The 17,829-nt window shown below is 34.1% G+C and carries 16 protein-coding genes; 12 read left to right on the top strand and 4 right to left on the bottom strand.

Annotated elements, in window-relative coordinates; genetic code table 11:
• The first annotated feature begins 80 nt into the window (after positions 1 to 80).
• The 3 genes from QMO72_RS11630 to QMO72_RS11620 all read left to right on the top strand — a co-directional run bounded on the left by QMO72_RS11630 (position 81) and on the right by QMO72_RS11620 (position 2,988).
• A complete protein-coding gene (locus tag QMO72_RS11630; protein WP_103266085.1) occupies positions 81 to 1,040 on the top strand; it encodes an ornithine cyclodeaminase family protein in 960 nt (319 codons plus the stop codon).
• 114 nt (positions 1,041 to 1,154) lie between these two features.
• Positions 1,155 to 2,018, top strand: coding sequence for a 5'-nucleotidase, lipoprotein e(P4) family (locus tag QMO72_RS11625; protein ID WP_103266086.1), 864 nt, complete (start codon positions 1,155 to 1,157; stop codon positions 2,016 to 2,018).
• A gap of 124 nt (positions 2,019 to 2,142) precedes the next feature.
• On the top strand, positions 2,143 to 2,988 hold the full coding sequence (locus QMO72_RS11620) for a sialate O-acetylesterase (RefSeq protein WP_103266087.1): 846 nt from the start codon (positions 2,143 to 2,145) through the stop codon (positions 2,986 to 2,988).
• Between the two features lie 127 nt (positions 2,989 to 3,115).
• Here QMO72_RS11620 and QMO72_RS11615 read toward each other — a convergent pair whose 3' ends face one another.
• Complete coding sequence (locus tag QMO72_RS11615; protein WP_103266088.1) at positions 3,116 to 3,421, bottom strand: monooxygenase; 306 nt, start codon at positions 3,419 to 3,421, stop codon at positions 3,116 to 3,118.
• A 482-nt stretch (positions 3,422 to 3,903) separates the two neighbouring features.
• On the opposite strand from QMO72_RS11615, the gene isaB reads away from it, so the two are divergent.
• From isaB to cidR, 3 genes are all read left to right on the top strand, one after another.
• Positions 3,904 to 4,467: an immunodominant staphylococcal antigen IsaB family protein gene (gene isaB / locus QMO72_RS11610; RefSeq protein ID WP_103266089.1), complete on the top strand. Its 564-nt coding sequence runs from the start codon at positions 3,904 to 3,906 to the stop codon at positions 4,465 to 4,467.
• A 180-nt stretch (positions 4,468 to 4,647) separates the two neighbouring features.
• A complete protein-coding gene (gene bla / locus QMO72_RS11605; protein ID WP_103266090.1) occupies positions 4,648 to 5,496 on the top strand; it encodes a class A beta-lactamase in 849 nt (282 codons plus the stop codon).
• A gap of 88 nt (positions 5,497 to 5,584) precedes the next feature.
• A complete protein-coding gene (gene cidR / locus QMO72_RS11600) occupies positions 5,585 to 6,463 on the top strand; it encodes a cidABC operon transcriptional activator CidR (RefSeq protein WP_103266091.1) in 879 nt (292 codons plus the stop codon).
• A gap of 602 nt (positions 6,464 to 7,065) precedes the next feature.
• Here the strand turns inward: cidR and QMO72_RS11595 are convergent.
• Positions 7,066 to 8,010 (bottom strand): LacI family DNA-binding transcriptional regulator, encoded by a 945-nt coding sequence (locus QMO72_RS11595; protein ID WP_103266092.1) that lies wholly within the window; start codon positions 8,008 to 8,010, stop codon positions 7,066 to 7,068.
• A 149-nt stretch (positions 8,011 to 8,159) separates the two neighbouring features.
• Between QMO72_RS11595 and eda the strand changes: the two genes are divergently transcribed.
• The 6 genes from eda to QMO72_RS11565 all read left to right on the top strand — a co-directional run bounded on the left by eda (position 8,160) and on the right by QMO72_RS11565 (position 15,205).
• On the top strand, positions 8,160 to 8,777 hold the full coding sequence (eda, locus tag QMO72_RS11590) for a bifunctional 4-hydroxy-2-oxoglutarate aldolase/2-dehydro-3-deoxy-phosphogluconate aldolase (protein ID WP_103266093.1): 618 nt from the start codon (positions 8,160 to 8,162) through the stop codon (positions 8,775 to 8,777).
• A 2-nt stretch (positions 8,778 to 8,779) separates the two neighbouring features.
• Positions 8,780 to 9,757, top strand: coding sequence for a sugar kinase (locus tag QMO72_RS11585; RefSeq protein WP_103266094.1), 978 nt, complete (start codon positions 8,780 to 8,782; stop codon positions 9,755 to 9,757).
• A 121-nt stretch (positions 9,758 to 9,878) separates the two neighbouring features.
• On the top strand, positions 9,879 to 11,285 hold the full coding sequence (uxaC, locus tag QMO72_RS11580) for a glucuronate isomerase (protein WP_103266095.1): 1,407 nt from the start codon (positions 9,879 to 9,881) through the stop codon (positions 11,283 to 11,285).
• Positions 11,286 to 11,287: 2 nt separating this feature from the next.
• Positions 11,288 to 12,322, top strand: coding sequence for a mannonate dehydratase (locus QMO72_RS11575; protein ID WP_103266096.1), 1,035 nt, complete (start codon positions 11,288 to 11,290; stop codon positions 12,320 to 12,322).
• Positions 12,319 to 13,140 carry an SDR family oxidoreductase gene (locus QMO72_RS11570; RefSeq protein WP_103266097.1) on the top strand — a complete coding sequence of 274 codons (822 nt, stop codon included), beginning with the start codon at positions 12,319 to 12,321 and terminating at the stop codon, positions 13,138 to 13,140. The genes QMO72_RS11575 and QMO72_RS11570 overlap by 4 nt, the downstream gene beginning before the upstream one ends.
• Before the next feature lie 436 nt (positions 13,141 to 13,576).
• Complete coding sequence (locus QMO72_RS11565; protein WP_103266098.1) at positions 13,577 to 15,205, top strand: ribulokinase; 1,629 nt, start codon at positions 13,577 to 13,579, stop codon at positions 15,203 to 15,205.
• 199 nt (positions 15,206 to 15,404) lie between these two features.
• Here the strand turns inward: QMO72_RS11565 and QMO72_RS11560 are convergent, their stop codons facing one another.
• Together QMO72_RS11560 and QMO72_RS11555 are read right to left on the bottom strand one after the other, a co-directional pair.
• A complete protein-coding gene (locus QMO72_RS11560; protein ID WP_103266099.1) occupies positions 15,405 to 16,625 on the bottom strand; it encodes an Nramp family divalent metal transporter in 1,221 nt (406 codons plus the stop codon).
• A gap of 17 nt (positions 16,626 to 16,642) precedes the next feature.
• On the bottom strand, positions 16,643 to 17,587 hold the full coding sequence (locus tag QMO72_RS11555) for an agmatinase family protein (protein WP_103266100.1): 945 nt from the start codon (positions 17,585 to 17,587) through the stop codon (positions 16,643 to 16,645).
• Positions 17,588 to 17,829: the final 242 nt, after the last annotated feature.

Raw genomic sequence — 17,829 nt, 5'->3', positions numbered from 1 at the left:
AATAATTATGAACAGACAATTATCAGTGAACTAAATTATGATATGTTTAAAGAAACTAATGATGAATAGAGGTGCTACTTATGTTATTTATAGATGAAAAAGAACAAGCTGCCTTATTAAATATGGAAGAAATTGTCGAAGTAGTTGCAGAATCATTACGCGCATATTCAGAAGGTAAGACGGCTACGCCTTTGAGGTATGTTTTACCATTTAATGAATCAAATCGTTATTTAGTCATGCCGGCCTTATCAGATGAATTAAAAGTTGTAGGATTAAAAACAGTAACAGTTGCGCCTAATAATGTTAAATCAGGTAAAAGTACCATAGTAGGTTCTGTCATTTTATCAGATTATGAAACAGGAGAAACTTTAGCTGTGCTTGAAGGTTCTTATTTAACTAAAATTCGAACAGGGGCTATTACAGGCGTAGCAACGCAATATCTCGCACGCCAAAATGCCGAAACATTATGTGTGATAGGCACTGGCGATCAAGCCCAAGGCATAATAAAAGCAGTCTTAGCGGTCAGAGATATTAAACGTATCCAATTTTATAACCGGACATATGAAAAGGCAATTCGTTTTGCGAAACAAGTTCAAAGTGAACATACGAATATAGATGTAGAGGTATTTGATCATGTCGATAAAGCGATTGAGCATGCAGATGTGATTGTTACTGCGACGAATGCGACGCGCCCCGTATTTAATTGCGGATTAGAACCTGGGGTCCATGTTAACGCTGTTGGTTCATTTAAACCTGACATGCAAGAGTTGCCCTCACATGCGATTGCTAAGGCAGACAAGGTCGTAGTTGAAGCAGTAGAGGCAGCAATGGAAGAAACAGGTGATCTCATTACGCCAGTGTCAGAAGGTATATTTACTAAAGCGGATTTATATGGGGAATTAGGAAATATTGTAGCATCTAAAATAGAAGGACGGTTAACTGAATCGGAAATCACTGTATTTAAGTCAGTAGGTGTAGCGATTGTAGATATTGTAGTTGCCAATTATTTCTATCAAAAAGTGCTAGAACAACAAAAATAAATATATTGAAAATAGATAGTTAAAGTATATTTTTCTAATAAAAATTAACTATTGAAATTGATAAGTAGCATAGTAATATAGTGTTAAGATATAAAATGAATAGGGATGATATGTTTGAATAAAATCACAAAATATACAGCAGTATTAACATTAGCTAGTGCAATGACTTTTGCCTCCACATCAACTGCTGAAGCAACTACTGCAGAGCTAACACAAGCACCACAGCAAGTAAATCTAGGGTCTGAAAATATTATGTCAGTGGCATGGTATCAAAATTCGGCAGAGGCTAAAGCCCTTTACTTACAAGGCTATAATAATGCAAAGACTAATTTAGATGAAGCGCTCAAAAAACATAAGGGAAAAGAAAAATTAGCCATTGCGCTTGATATTGATGAAACAGTCTTAGATAATTCACCATATCAAGGATACGCAGCATTACATAATCAACCTTATCCTGAAGGATGGCATGAATGGATTCAATCCGCTCAAGCTAAACCTGTATACGGAGCGAGGTCATTTTTAGAATATGCAGATAAGAAAGGCATTGATATTTACTATATTTCTGATCGAGATAAAGAGAAAGATTTTAAAGCGACAAAGCATAACCTTAAATCAGAAGGTTTGCCACAAGCTAGTGATAAACATATTATGCTTAAAGATAAAAATGATGAGAATAAATCATCACGTAGAGAAGCGGTTAAAAAGGACCATAGATTGATTATGTTATTTGGAGATAATTTATTAGACTTTGATGATCCTAAGCAGCCGACGCAACAATCTCGAGAAGCATTAGTAACCAAACATAGTAAAGATTTCGGTAAGAAATATATTGTTTTCCCAAATCCAATGTATGGTAGTTGGGAGTCTACACTTTATGAAAATGATTTTAGCAAGTCAGATACACATAAAGATCAATTACGCAGACAATCTATACAATATTTTGATCCTGATACAAAAGAGGTTAAGCAAGGTAAATAATTTAAAGCTCAAAAGAGGGAATGTAAGCTCACTTTTATATGTAGTCTATGTATAACTATATCATATAGGGTGTGTTATTTTAAAATTATTAGTAAGTTATTGTTTATATAAAGGGGGACATAGCATGAAATCTATATTACTTATAGGACAGTCTAATATGGCTGGACGTGGATTTGTTGATAATGTGAAGCCGATTCTTGATGAGCGTATTCAAGTATTGAAAAATGGACGATGGCAGATGATGGATGAACCTATTCATAGTGATCGTACAGTAGCAGGTATTGGACCAGCAGCTTCCTTTGCCAAATTGTGGTTAGATGAACATCCAGAGGAAACGATTGGATTAATTCCATGTGCAGATGGTGGGACATCTATAGAGGATTGGGCAGAAGAACAACCCTTAACGAGACATGCAATTTCAGAAGCAAAGTTTGCGATGGAAACAAGTGAACTTATAGGAATATTATGGCATCAAGGTGAAAGTGATAGTATGGATGGTAAGTATCAAGATTATGCCCCTAAACTTAGTCGGTTAATACAACATTTTAGAAATAGATTAAATGTACCCACTGTACCTTTTATCATGGGATTATTAGGCGATTATTTAGGGCGTGAAGGTTTTGGACAAAGTGCTACAGAATTTGCACAAATTAACGCGCAAATTATAGATGTAGCAATAAAACATTCGAATTGTTATTACGTAACAGGTGAGCAATTGTCACCCAACCCTGACGGTATACATATTAACGCTCAATCTCAACGATTATTAGGCATAAGATACTTCGTAGCCTTTTCGAAAGAACGAGATGTCACTGTACCATTGCCAGAAGAAGCATACGCAGAGCAACTTTTAGATAAGCATGAATATACTAAAAATGAAAAAATGTATCAGCTTGTTGCTGAATTCTCTCAAAATAAAATATCCTTTGAAACATTTGGAGAACGTATGACAAAATTACAGCAAACATAGTTTATAGATGCATTGCTTATATAAAATTCATTTAAAAAATGATATAAATGGCACTGAAATAAACCTTTCAAAATCATCAAATGTGATTTATTGAAAGGCTTATTTTTGAGTAATTGAAAAGGTTAAATTAGTAGATACGGCCATGCGTGATTTTTGTTAATGTCTCGTTAATTGTAAATATCTTAGCATTGACTTCGTTTATACCCATTGATGCGAGACGTTTAGAATGCATTGTCAGATAGTTTTGAGCATCGTTTTCAGTTTCAAATGCATAGATTCCGCCAGCTTCTTTGTTATTTTCACTTTCAGTCCATATTTTCCATAAAAAACCAGGTTCTTTATTAATGGACTTAGCTAAATCTGAAAATTGATGAGCCATTTCATCGCTAAAAGGCCCTTCCATAGAAAAATCTACTTGTAAAATATATACCAAAATAAACATCCTTCCTACAAAATGATACAATCATTAACTTTTTTAATATATTAGTATAGAGATGGACTACTATATATTAATTTTAGAGTAAATTATATTCTAAATCAATAAAGCGGTTTCATACAAATGATATAATAAGATAAGAAAAACTTGCAATTGTTCTAAATAGGAGTATGATTAAGGTGAAATATTACGCAGTGATTCGGAAGTGTATTTGATTATTAAATCCCTTAAAAATAGCTTTTCCATGAATTTGTTAAAAGTATATTGAATCTAGTTATTTTACCAAGGTAATTAAACTACAAAGTACGTGTAATGATAATAAGCATGTGGGCTTTGTGAGGTAAGTAGATTTTGTTGGATACATTAAAGGGGAATGAAACATTTTCATAATAAAGGTAACATATTTGTAGATAATGAGCGCATTAAATAAGCTGGTTTTTTAGCCAATAGGGATACTACAAAATGGGGAGTGATTTACTATGAACAAAATTGTTAAAGTGTTATCTTCAACAGCTATTGTATCAGCACTTGTCGTAGGTTCTTCCGCAGCGTATGTATCAACGAATGGTCATGAGGCGCAAGCAGAGCAAAAAGTAAATAAAGAAGCAACTTGGGGTTACGGTAAGAGTGGTATGAGTCTGAAAGCAGAAATTCCATGGTATAAATATGAAGGTTATACAACTTATAATGCAGCATTTACACAAGATTATAATTTTGTAAGAGCATTAAAATACGATAATGTCACAATGAATGGTTATAAAGTAGATCAAGACGCTAAAAAAGAATTCGATCATACTAAGGAACTATATGATACTTCAGTCAGTTTTAATAGCGATGATGAAGTTGTACAAATCACTTTCTTCACTAAACCTAATACTGTATCCAAAGCAACATTTAAGGATGCACACAGTTCAAATAAAATCATAGAAGAAGGTAAACTCGGTAATGAAGACGGCACATATGTAACTTATGAGACAAATGATGGCAATTACACAGCATTCTTTGATTCAAAAGGAAAATTGATGGAAGTAACAATTGCTTAATAAGCGAAGCGATAAAAAGTGAATAGCAATGCTTGAACCTCCACTATTGATAATAGTTAATGTGGAGGTTTTACTATGATAAAAAAGACATAACATTCATTGTAATCTATCGTAGTGATCACTATAATGAATTTGAATAAAAATTCATTTCGAAAGAATTATAGTTAAAGGGGATGTATCATGAAAAAAATATTATATAGTGCATTAATTTGTTTATCCGTTGCAACTTTAAGTAGTAAAGTTGCTTCAGCCAATGAATTCGATCAGTTGGAAAAAGAAAATAGTACCACAGTAGGGGTCTATGGGATTAATACTGAAAGTGGAGAAGAAATTAATCATCATTCGGATGAAAGGTTTGGGTATGCATCTACATTTAAAGCGATAGCTAGTGGCGTCTTATTAAATAATTATACTGAGAAAGAGTTAAATAAAAAAATACAAATTCAGCAAAAGGATATTGTGGCATATTCACCAGTTACGGAAAAATATGTAGGTAAGCAAATGAGCCTCAAAGCATTAATAGAAGCTGCGATGTTAAAAAGTGATAATACTGCTAATAATTATATTATAGGAGAGATAGGTGGCATTTCGTCCTTTAAAGCAGCCTTACAACAACTAGGTGATCATGTATCAGATCCGCAACGATTGGAACCCAAACTAAATGATTATGAGCCAACAAGTACGGCAGACACAACAACGCCAAGAGCAGCAGCTCACACATTAAATGAATTATTAACAAGTCATCAAATGAATACTAAAAATTTAAAATTACTTAAGCGCGTAATGATAGAGAATGAGACTGGAGACCAATTAATTAAAGCTGGTGTACCTAAGCACTACTTAGTAGGAGATAAAAGTGGTCAAGGCACAACATATGCAACCCGAAATGACATTGCCTTTATTTATCCTAAAAAAGACGATAAACCTATCATCCTTGCAGTATATACTAAAAAAGATGATAAAGAGGGAACGCCAGATGATAAAGTCATAGCAAAGGCAGCACAAATTGCAATTAAACAAATACAGTAAATAGTTCACTGTATAGTATGATGATATTTGAAAAAACACTACTCAAATTTCAAGTTAAAGATTATAACACAATTTAGAGGAGCATCATATGGAAATAAAACAAATGAAATATTTTGTGGAAGTCGTTAAAAATGGTGGAATGACTCAAGCTTCAGAACACTTATTTATAGCACAATCTACAATCAGTAAAAATATTAAAAGTATTGAAGATGAATTTAATATTACTTTATTTGATCGAAGTAAAAAACATATTGTCCTGACAGATGTAGGGCGTGTTTTTTATGAAAAATGTCAAAAAGCTATGGCTGCGCTTGATGATTTGGCACTTGAGATGGGTGACGTTACCAATCTGGAAAGAGGCCATATTCGAATAGGTATTTCCGCCATTATGAATGTCAGGTTGTTTACAGAAAGCTTAAACCAATTCCATCACAGATTTCCGAATGTCACTTATGAAGTGATTGAAGGTGGTGGGAAAGCAGTTGAATTTTATTTGAATAATGATGAAATCGATGTAGGTATCACTACGTTGCCAGTTGATGATGACATATATCATGCCATTCCATTGTACAAAGAAAATTTATTGCTTGTTGTAGCTAAAAATACCGAATTAGCAAGTCATACAACTGTGTATCTTGGCGATTTAAAAAGAGAAAGTTTTATTATGTTTCACGATGATTATTATTTAAAAGATCAAATTATAGAAAGTTGTAGAAAGGTGGGATTTCATCCTAAAACGGTAGCCAAGATGTCTCAAATTACTTTCATAGAAAATATGATACGTGATGGCATAGGCGTGAGTATACTGCCGGAAAGTATTGTAAACGTATTGAGTGAAGATGTTGTTGGCGTCCCGCTTCATGGAGCAGATGTATCATGGAATTTAGGCGTGATTTGGAAAAAGGAAAGTTATATTAATTATGTTACGGATGAATGGATTAAATTCTTAAACGACATAAGACAATAGTACGGATAGGAAAAGTATAGAGATTCCAAGTATTCCTCTGAGGAATGTAAAATATTCCAACTATGTATTTTAATCATATAATACACAGTAATATAATAGATAACGTAGAGGGTTATGAGTGCTGATGCATTGTCATTAGATATTGATGAAGTAAGTATTTCGAGACAGATTAATATCATAGTAGAGTAAATACGTGTGTTTATATCGCAAACATAAATTAACTATCAGGACTCATAACTGAAGCATTTTAATGATACTAAAGGAGTCTTTCAGAGAAGTGGCAATATGTTGAGAAACACGCACAGGTTAGAGATGGTGCATTGAACCTTTGCGCGTTGATTTATTGATAACCTCAGAGTTATAGATGAATCATGATTATATGTAGTGACACTATATAAGCCTTGAAAGTCAATTGGCTATGAGTGAGAGACAATAATTTAATGATTCTATTCATGTTTTTAAATGCTTATAAATCAAGTAGAACAATAATATATTAGACTAACCCTCTAGATAAATATCTCTCTCAAATAAAGCGACTATAACTACACCGTCCAATGTAGTCATAGTCGCTTTGTTGAATTATAAATGAGTGAACAATTTAATTAATACGTATCTTGTAATGTGGGATGTAAATGGTAAGTCTGTTCTGTCGGTAAGTCATTAATGACTTTATCTAAAGTCTCCACAATGGCTTGTGCTATAACACTTGTCGGTACACCAATTGCATGAACAGGGTAATCTAATTTTTTGATTTGAGGTATATTATCATACGAATAAATGATTGGTCGTTGTGTTGTGCCTATCGCATTGATTGTACCTACTGTAATGTCATAGCTCCCACAAATAACGCCTGGTGCAAGCGCGTCGTGTTGTAGGAATTTTTTGATCGATGCTTCAGCTTCTATAGCGTTTAAGCCATTCGAATCAATGATTCTATGATTGATATTTTGTTGTTTGCAATATTGTAGAACGGCATCTTTTTTAGCGATTTGGCGTACATCTGTAGTATCAACCGCGCCAATGTAATCAATTTGTTGAATACCGTGCGCTAATAAACGTTTAATAGCCATAATCATCGCTTCAGCATGATTGACATTAATGATGGGATAAGGTGTTACTCTATCTACACCATAAGCGACAACAGGTATATTATTGTAAATTTCAGGTGGCAAATCTGTATGATTTCCTTCATCAAAGATAACAATACCGTCACAGCCAAATTCTACAAATTTCTTTGATGCAACTGAAACATCATCAATAGATACAAACATGACATAACCTAATGCTTTAATCGCATGATTGATCTCTGATATTAGGTGCGTTACGGCTACACGATCTACAGAAGGCCATATTAATCCAATAGTGCCACTTTTCTTAGAAACAAGGGCCCTTGCAGATTGATTGGCAATATAATTCATTTCTAGTGCTTTTTGTTGAATCATTTGTTTCGTTTCAGGTTTAACGAGTTGAGAATTTTTCAATGCTTTACTGACTGTGGAATAGCTGACACCACAGGCTTCGGCAACATCTTTTAAAGTCACAGCCATAAAACTTCTCCTTGATATTGATTGATTTAATTTAGAATTAATTATACCATAGTGATAAGTCATACAATATTTTTTTGACTAAAAATAACAACGTTGTTATTTTTAAAGTTGTAATTAAATAATACTATAACTCATAAGGGGATGAAGATATGAAATCCACGAAAGTCTTGAAAATGATTCATGAAGGTCAGCATATTGCGGTTATGCGTACAGATCATGCTGAATCATTCGTAGATATTGCTAATATCATTATTGACCAGGGGCTTAATATTATTGAAGTTACCCTAACCACGCCAGACGCGATGCATATCATTGCACAATTATCGAAAAGAGAAGATGCTTTAATCGGCGTAGGTACTGTACTTGATAGCGTATCTGCGAGAACAGCTATATTAAACGGTGCTAAGTTTATTGTCAGTCCTTCCTTTGACGAAGAAACGGCAAAAGTCGCTAATTTATACGATGTTCCTTATATTCCTGGTTGTATGACAGTTAAAGAAATGGTTGAATCGTTACAATTTGGTTGTAAAGTATTGAAATTGTTCCCAGCAACACAGTTTTCACCTAATGCGCTTAAAGACTTTAAGGGTCCATTACCTCAAATTGAAATTATACCAACAGGTGGTATTGGTAAAAATAACCATAAAACATGGTTAGAGGCGGGCAGCTTTGCTGTAGGAATAGGGAGTGAAATCACTAAAATTTATACACAAGAAGGAAAATTAGCATTAGAGCAATATATTTCAGGATTGAAAAGTGAGGTATAACAATGACGGTATATGGATTTGGTGAAATATTATTACGCTATACGCCACCACAGTATGAACAATTAAAAGATGCACACAACTTTGATGTGAAGGTGGGTGGTGCAGAGCTGAATGCACTTGTAACATTGGCCCAATTTGGTCATCCAACTGAAATGGTTACAGTATTACCACCTCATGCATTAGGAAGTATTGCTTCACAAAAAATAGCTCAATCAAATGTTGGTGCGCAATTTGTAAAACAAATGGACGGACGTATAGGAACTTACTATATGGAAGAAAGTTTTGGTTTTAGAAGTGGCAATATTATTTATGATCGCGAACATTCTACCTTTGCCCAACATGGGGACTTAGCGTTAACCGAATTAAATAGTAAGCTACAAAGTGGTGATTATTTTGTATTTACAGGTATTACACTTGCAGTAAATGAAAGTTGTCGTAATCAAATTGTACAAATACTTACAACATTAAAACAACAAGGTGTTTTCATTGTCTTTGATATTAATTATAGAAGTAATTTATGGTCAAAATCTGAAGCATTATCAGTTATTCAATCAGTGTTACCGCTAGTTGATATATTATTTTTCGGGAAAAAAGACGCTACACATTTATTAGAAATTAATTCAATGGATGACGATATTAAAGTTTGTGCGAAAACAATCCAAGCTCAATATGAGATACCAATCATCGCTTCTAGTAATAGGAACATTGAACAGAGCACGCTCCAAGGCATTGTATTATCTGATGAAATTTATATTCAAGGACAAGCATACCCATATACAGTACTTAATCGCATAGGTGCAGGTGATGCATTTATGGCAGGGGTCTTACACGGTTTGATTCATCAATGGGAACTGAAAGAAACGATAGACTTTGCTTCAAAATGTTCTGTAATGCAACATACAACAACTGAAGATGCGTTGTCTGTTAGCGAAAATGACGTGTTAAAATTATCTTCACATTTTGGGGAATTAAAACGATAAAGCGATGGCGTAAAATAGTGTAGAAGGTAAAAAAATTTGGCGCATTTTGTAAGCGTATACAAATTCAAAAGAATTAGAAACTGATAAATTTTAAAAATAAGTAATAGTAAGGAGAAAAATTATGGCGTTAATTAATGATAATTTTTTATTGAACAGTAAAACAGCTATTAAATTGTATAAAAAAATAAAAGAGATACCGATTTATGATTTTCACTGTCATTTAGACCCAAAAGAAATTTATGAAAATAAAAATTATGATACTATCACACAATTATGGTTAGGAGGAGATCATTATAAGTGGCGTCTCATGAGAGCATATGGTATTGAAGAGGATTATATTACTGGAAATGCAGAGGATTATGATAAATTCAAAGCATTTATGCAAATGTTACCTTATGCTGCTAGTAATCCGATGTACCATTGGTGTGCGCTAGAATTAAAACGTTATTTTAATCAAGATACAGATCTAGATCAAGTGAATATTAAAAAGCTATATAAATCTTTGAATCGCACATTGGCAAAGTCGACACATACACCACAAGCATTGATTAAGAGGAGTAATGTTTCTGTAGTATGTACCACTGATGATCCATGTGATGACTTGAAATACCATCAATTGTTAAACCAAGATAAAAAAGTGACATTTAAAGTTTGTCCTACATTTAGGCCAGATAGTTATATATTTCTAAACGACACATCCGTTAAGGATAAAGTTGAACAACTCGACAAGGTAACAGATTGTACGATTAATAATTTAGAAAGCTATATTAATGCACTTAAATCACGAGTATATTATTTTGACAGACAGGGTGCTAAAAGTGCTGATCAGAGTTTTGAAAAAATCCCATTAATGAGCATGACAAGTGAAAAAGCGAACCAAGTCTTTGAGGATTTATTAAAGGGACACGTCATATCAGAAATACAACAATACGAACTTGCAGGGTACATTTTAACAGAAATTAGTAAAGTCTATAAAGAACTAGGCTGGGTTGTACAATTCCATTTAGGACCAATTAGAAATAATAATTCGAAAATGTTTCAACTCGTTGGTCCAGATAGTGGTTTTGATAGTGTTGGTGAGCAGTTGAGTGCGAAAGCATTAAATGCAATGTTAAACCATCTTGAACATCATCACGCATTATCTAACACGATTATTTATCCTAATAATGGTAACGACCATTTGATGGTTCAAGCGACTGCAGGTAATTTTACGAATAGTGAACATAAAGTTCAATTAGGTGCAGCATGGTGGTTTAATGATACTAAAGAGGGCATGGAACAACATCTCATAGATTATGGAAATATAGGATTGTTGTCACAATTCGTAGGTATGTTAACAGACTCACGAAGCATGATTTCCTATACGCGCCATGAATATTTCAGAAGAATATTATGTAATTTTATTGGAAGTAAAATTGAAAAAGGTGAAATTGCATTGTCTGAAGATACAGTAGAAGCAATGCTGAAAAATATTTGTTATAACAATGCCCTAAATTTATTCAAAATTGAAGGCGTTAAGGAGGTATAAATATGGAATTATCATTTCGTTGGTATGGCGTAGATGACCCAGTAACATTAGCACATATTAAACAAATACCTGATATGAAACACATCGTCTCAGCGATATATGATGTGCCGGTTGGAGAGGTTTGGACCAAATCCAAGATTGCACAATTAAAAGCAACGATAGAAGCAAGTGGACTAAAATTTGAAGTCGTAGAAAGCTTGCCTGTTAGTGAATCAATTAAATTGGGGACACCACAGCGTGATGTACTCATAGAAAACTATAAAACATCTTTAGCTAATTTAGCAGCTCATGGGATAAAAACTGTGACATATAATTTTATGCCTGTCTTTGATTGGACTCGATCTCAATTAGATTATCAATTTGCTGATGGTTCAAATACATTAATATATAAGCATGACCAAATTAAAGACATTGACCCATTAACGACTGATTTAAATTTACCTGGCTGGGATGAAAGTTATACACGCGAAGAGATGAATCAGCTTATCTCGGCGTATCGAGAAATGTCGGATGATCAATTATGGGATAACTTAAAATATTTCTTAGAAGGTGTCTTACCAACAGCAATTGAACATGATATTAATTTAGCTATACATCCGGATGATCCGCCGTGGTCTATTTTTGGAATTCCACGTATTATAAGAAATAAAGAAAGTTATCATCGTTTGTTATCAATTAATAAAGACACACATAACGGTATTTGTTTCTGTACAGGATCACTTGGATCACTTGCAGAAAATGATTTGCCAGCAATGATTAGGATGTTTGGAGATTATATTCATTTTGTACACATGCGTAATGTGAAACGATTGGATGAACATTCATTTGTAGAAACGGGTCACTTATCTAAAGATGGCTCTGTTGATATGAAAGCTGTAGCAGAAGCATTAAGAGATATTCGTTTTAAAGGAACGATTAGACCAGACCACGGCCGTATGATTTGGGGAGAAACTGGAAAAGCTGGCTACGGATTATTTGATAGAGCGTTAGGTGCAACATATATAAATGGTTTGATTGAAGGAGTGAGTAAATCATGACGTTACAATTTAAAGGTGTGAATGTAGTGATCACTGGTGCGACAGGCGTTATAGGTTCTACGTTTGTGAGAGCACTAGTTGCTAAAGGTGCCAATGTAGGTATCTTAGGACGCTCTGAAGACAAAATGATTCAACTACAAGATGAAATTGATAAAGATAGAATACAAACGGTTAGGCTAGTAGCAGATGTTTTAGATAAGTCAGCACTCGTTCGAGCTAAAGCCATTTTTAATGATAAGTTTGGTAAAGTCACAGTTCTGATTAATGGTGCCGGTGGTAATGATGCAAATGCGACTACTAATGACGAAACGTATGATGAAGCAGGTGATCATACTTTCTTTGATTTGACTGAAGAGGGTGTTGATAAAGTATTTAAATTAAACTACTCAGGCACATTTTTGCCGGCACAAATCTTTGGTAAAGATGTCGTAGAATCTGAAAAGGGTACAATCATTAACATATCTTCAATGAATGCATTCACACCGCTAACGAAGATACCAGCTTATAGTGGTGCTAAGGCTTCAGTAAGCAATTTCACGCAATGGTTAAGTACGTATTTTGCTGGTAACATACGGGTGAATGCCATTGCTCCTGGTTTTTTTGAAACAAACCAAAACAAAGCATTATTAAGAAATAAAGATGGCTCTTATTCAACGCGAGCCGCCAAAATTCTATCGCAAACGCCTATGAATCGTTTTGGTGAACCCGAAGAAATTCTAGGTACTTTATATTGGCTCATGGATCATGACATGAGTGGGTTTGTCACAGGCATTGTAGTACCAGTGGATGGTGGATTTTCATCATATTCAGGCGTATAACCCCCATTAGTTTTGAACTAATTGGTATTGCTTTATAAATAATGCCTCACATAACATGCGTAAGTGAGATAGAGATAAATAGCTGACAGTGAGTTAATTTGAGCAAGACTCAAAAAGACGAACAATCAGCTATTATTTATGTACCTTCATATAACTTGTTCACCTGTTAATGATGCCTGAAATAAAGCGCATTTACAGCAATCATTATTTGGATCTATGTGTATATTGGATCTAGTGGATATCTTGATTTGTTATAGCAATGATGGACAACGCAATAGTGTTAGGTGAAACATGATGCAACGTTACTTGGCTATGCTCAGTATTATTAATAAGAATCTAGCATGCTTTCACTTGTTTAAACAACTCTATTTTTGAGATAATATTAATCAATAATTAAGAAAGCGATTTCTACAAGCCGTGGAGTTGGAGTGATAAGATGACTTTTAGTATAGGTGTAGATTTTGGTACGAGTTCGGGACGCGTGTTTCTTGTAAATACTGAAAATGGGGAAATTATAAGTAAATATATCAAAAGGTATTCACATGGGATAATTGAAGGAGAACTAAATGGAAGGGAATTACCATCGAGTTATGCATTACAAAATGCCAATGATTATATGGAAGTAATTGAAGCGGGCATTCCAAAAATTGTAGAAGAAGCAAATATTGCACCTTCTGAAATTGTCGGTATAGGCATTGATTTTACTTCATCTACGGTTATGTTTGTCGATGAACATATGGAACCTATCCATAACAAATTAAAATTTAAAAATCATCCACACGCTTATGTGAAATTATGGAAACATCATGGTGCACAAGCAGAAGCTGATTTGTTATTTCAAACAGCATTAGCAGAAAAAAAGCATTGGTTAGGTTATTATGGTTTCAACGTGAACAGTGAATGGATGATACCTAAAATTATGGAAGTTAATAATAAAGCACCAGAAATCATAGTTGAGACAGCTTATATTATGGAGGCTGGTGATTGGATAGTAAATAAGTTAACAAATCAAAATATTAGATCTAATTGTGGTTTAGGATTTAAAGCGTTTTGGGAAGAAACATTAGGCTTTCATTATGATTTATTCGACAAAGTGGATGATAAACTTTCTGAAATTATAAGTTCAAAAGTCGATGCTACTATCATCAATATAGGAGAGTCTGTAGGTACAATGAGTGAAGCGATGGCTCGAAAATTGGGACTTTCTCCAGATACTCAAGTCAGTCCATTTATAATTGATGCACATTCGAGTTTATTAGGTATTGGCTCAACCCAAGAAAAAGAGATGACTATGGTTATGGGAACGAGTACATGTCATCTTATGCTAAATAAAGCGCAACATAAAGTGCCGGGTATTTCTGGATCAGTTAAAGGTGGGATTATACCAGAATTATATGCATATGAAGCAGGACAAACAGCAGTCGGAGATTTATTTGAATACGTAGCCAAACAAGCACCATATGAATACGTCATAGAGGCAAATAGACGCGATATTTCTATATTGGAACTATTAACTGAGAAAGCTGAGCGATTATATCCTGGAGAAAGCGGGCTTATCGCATTAGACTGGCATAATGGAAATCGCAGTGTATTAAGTGATAGTCATTTAAAAGGGTGCTTATTTGGAATAGGATTACAGACAAAACATGAAGAGATTTATCGAGCATATATGGAAGCAACTGCTTTTGGAACAAAGATGATTATGCATCAATACCAAGGGTGGAATATGGAGATCGATCGCATTTTTGCTTGTGGTGGTATTCCAAAAAAGAATAAATTACTTATGGATATTTACGCGAACGTATTAAATAAGCCCATTACTATTATAGATAGTGAATATGCACCTGCTATTGGTGCTGCTATTTTAGGTGCGATAAGTGGTGGTACATATCGTACGTTTAATCAAGCAATTGATGCAATGAAAGAGCCAGTTTTATACACAGTAGAGCCAGAACAACAAAAAGTAAGGCGTTATACACAACTATTTTCTGCTTATAAAGAACTTCATGATTTGCATGGCTATAAGAAAGTACGCATTATGCGTAATGTAAGTCAATTAAAGTGAAAGTTTAAAAATATAGATTATTAACAATAAACTTATGGTCTAAAGATTCGTTTGAACATAGACTATTATTACGATTCAAGATATTAAAATAAAAAGTAAGTGAACTATGCTAAAATAGCGCAGTTTCACTTACTTTTTATTTATGCCTTGTATTTATAATACTAGGAACTTAGCTTTTTAAATTAAGTAAAAGTTATGATTAGGAAATCATCATATTTAAAGAATCAACGAGACTGTATAAACCTAAGAATGATACTACTAAAACAACGAACCCGCCTATAATATTGAGCCATATTGTATTGACGTAACGACCCATTAAATTCTTTTTATTGATGATAATAAAGATGAGTATAGCTATTACAGGTAATATAATACCATTTAGCGCTTGTGCCACAAGTAATACTTGAAGTGGCTCGAAACCTAAAGCAGATGTGATGATTCCGACAATAATAATTAAAGTGAATACATATTTATATTTTTTACTTTCCATGCCGCCTTTCCAACCTAATAAACTACTGATTGTGGCAGCAGCTCCAGTCGGAGAAGCAATTGCGGAAGATAATCCGGCTGCAAATAAACCAATACTAATTGTCACAGGTGCAGCATCGCCGAGGACAGGTTTTAATGGCCCAGCAAGTTGTATAACACTTGTGATTTCTTTTCCGTGCATGAGTGTCGCGGCTGCAATTAAGATTGCAGCTGAAATAATACCGCCTATGGTAATTGAAATAATTGTATCCCATCTCGCAAATTTTAATGCTTTGATGTCACCAAACCGTTCATGCACAGCTGTTGAATGTATAAAAAAATTATATGGAACCACTGTTGTTCCGATTAAGGCAATGACTGTAATAATTGAGCCATTTGGAATTGTAGGGACGAAGATACCTTTTAGAATACCTAGGATATCAGGTTTAATGACAATCATTGTGGTGATAAATATGGCCCCCATGACGACCATAAGAAGAATCATAATTTTTTCTAAGAAACGATAATTTCCAAATAAACCAATAAGTAAAATAATTACACCAATAATTGGTGCAACAACATTTTCGGGTATATTAAGTAAATAGGAAGCACCAAGAGATGTACCAATCAAATCTCCGCTAATATATGCAGCGCAACCTATAGTAACAGCAATTAAAGTGAACCATACAATGATTAGTTTACCAATTTTATTTGAAAATAATTCTTGAATCGCTTCACCTAATCCTTCACGTGTCACTAGAGATAAACGAATAATCATTTCTTGAAGTACAATTGTGGCAATGATTGAAAAGACCACAGCCCATAGCAGACTATATCCAAATCCGGCACCACCTTGAGACATTGTTGTGACTGTACCGGGGCCAATGAATGAAGCAGTGATAATCATACCAGGGCCAATTGATTTTAAAATCTTTCCTGCATTTTTAAACATGCCAACCACTCCTCGGGTTATTTGACGTTATTGAGATAATCGACGTGGCCAGCAAGTACATATAAGACTGCTGTAGAAACAAAGTGTGCAGAATTTTGATTTGAATCTTTCATTGGATAGACTTCTACATAATCCATACCACAAAGACCTAAAGATGCAAATTCGTAAATCATTGTAAGTAATTCATAAGAAGTGATCCCATTGCCATCGACCGGTCCACCCGGATTAAAAGCGAAGTCTAGCACATCACTGCATATAGTTAAATATACAACATCAACTTCTTCACTTGCTTGATTATAGATATCACGGGAAAATTGTTTTAAATCTTTTGCATTACGAATATCGTTAATGGTTAATGTAACAGCACCAGATGCTTGTGCGAAACGACCAGTTTCAGGTTTGTTTCTAGGACCGTGAATGCCGGTATGAATAATACTTTCATTACGTACACCTTCAGTTTCATAGAGCCTCATAAATGGCGTATTACGTGCATAAGTTTCACCTTCATAATCTGGCATGTTGTCATAGTGCGCATCTAAATGAATAATACCGACTTTTTTGCCTGTTTCAGTTAAGGATTTGAGAATAGGATAAGTCACACCATGTTCTCCTCCAAATCCTACTAAAAATTTATTACTTTCCCATAATGGTTTAGTGAAGTCAGCTATATTGTCATAGCTTTGTTTATTGTCATGCGCAACAAATGGTACATCGCCTACATCACCAATGGTTAAATGTTCGCTGATATCAATATGATTGAGTTCAGGTAAATACTGACTATAACGCGCTGAAGATACTCTGATTTGTTTAGGACCAAGTTCGACACCTGTATAATCGCCCCAGGTGCTTTCCCCTTCAAATGGAGCGCCATAAACAATGACATCTGTATCGAGTGTATGAGATTGTGCTAAGTTTTTACTATTTAAAAAGCATGGTACATTACCGTAAATATTATGCTTCATTATGTAAATCATCCCCTTTATTGTAAATAATTATATAGAGCAATCTTTAGTATTTCAAATAAATCTGAAAATTCTAATATTTAATATAGTAAAATGATGGAAAAGTTAATTATATTTTCAGGAAAAGTCAGAAGCTTTAAAATGTATTTTGAAGCGTATCGTCAATAGATTATTCATAGAAAGGGTATATTCTATAAATAAAAACCAAACGCTTTTTTAACGTTTGGTTTTCTAAGTTTTGA

The organism is Staphylococcus casei (assembly GCF_030294405.1).
Taxonomy (GTDB): domain Bacteria; phylum Bacillota; class Bacilli; order Staphylococcales; family Staphylococcaceae; genus Staphylococcus; species Staphylococcus succinus.
This window is presented reverse-complemented; position numbering and strand designations above follow the sequence as displayed.

Excerpts from the sequence above, each read along its gene's own strand:
- QMO72_RS11630 (WP_103266085.1), top strand. The coding sequence starts at position 81 with ATGTTATTTATAGATGAAAAAGAACAAGCTGCCTTATTAAATATGGAA.
- QMO72_RS11620 (WP_103266087.1), top strand. The coding sequence starts at position 2,143 with ATGAAATCTATATTACTTATAGGACAGTCTAATATGGCTGGACGTGGA.
- isaB (WP_103266089.1), top strand. The coding sequence starts at position 3,904 with ATGAACAAAATTGTTAAAGTGTTATCTTCAACAGCTATTGTATCAGCA.
- bla (WP_103266090.1), top strand. The coding sequence starts at position 4,648 with ATGAAAAAAATATTATATAGTGCATTAATTTGTTTATCCGTTGCAACT.
- cidR (WP_103266091.1), top strand. The coding sequence starts at position 5,585 with ATGGAAATAAAACAAATGAAATATTTTGTGGAAGTCGTTAAAAATGGT.
- QMO72_RS11595 (WP_103266092.1), bottom strand. The coding sequence starts at position 8,010 with ATGGCTGTGACTTTAAAAGATGTTGCCGAAGCCTGTGGTGTCAGCTAT.
- eda (WP_103266093.1), top strand. The coding sequence starts at position 8,160 with ATGAAATCCACGAAAGTCTTGAAAATGATTCATGAAGGTCAGCATATT.
- QMO72_RS11585 (WP_103266094.1), top strand. The coding sequence starts at position 8,780 with ATGACGGTATATGGATTTGGTGAAATATTATTACGCTATACGCCACCA.
- uxaC (WP_103266095.1), top strand. The coding sequence starts at position 9,879 with ATGGCGTTAATTAATGATAATTTTTTATTGAACAGTAAAACAGCTATT.
- QMO72_RS11575 (WP_103266096.1), top strand. The coding sequence starts at position 11,288 with ATGGAATTATCATTTCGTTGGTATGGCGTAGATGACCCAGTAACATTA.
- QMO72_RS11570 (WP_103266097.1), top strand. The coding sequence starts at position 12,319 with ATGACGTTACAATTTAAAGGTGTGAATGTAGTGATCACTGGTGCGACA.
- QMO72_RS11565 (WP_103266098.1), top strand. The coding sequence starts at position 13,577 with ATGACTTTTAGTATAGGTGTAGATTTTGGTACGAGTTCGGGACGCGTG.
- QMO72_RS11560 (WP_103266099.1), bottom strand. The coding sequence starts at position 16,625 with ATGTTTAAAAATGCAGGAAAGATTTTAAAATCAATTGGCCCTGGTATG.
- QMO72_RS11555 (WP_103266100.1), bottom strand. The coding sequence starts at position 17,587 with ATGAAGCATAATATTTACGGTAATGTACCATGCTTTTTAAATAGTAAA.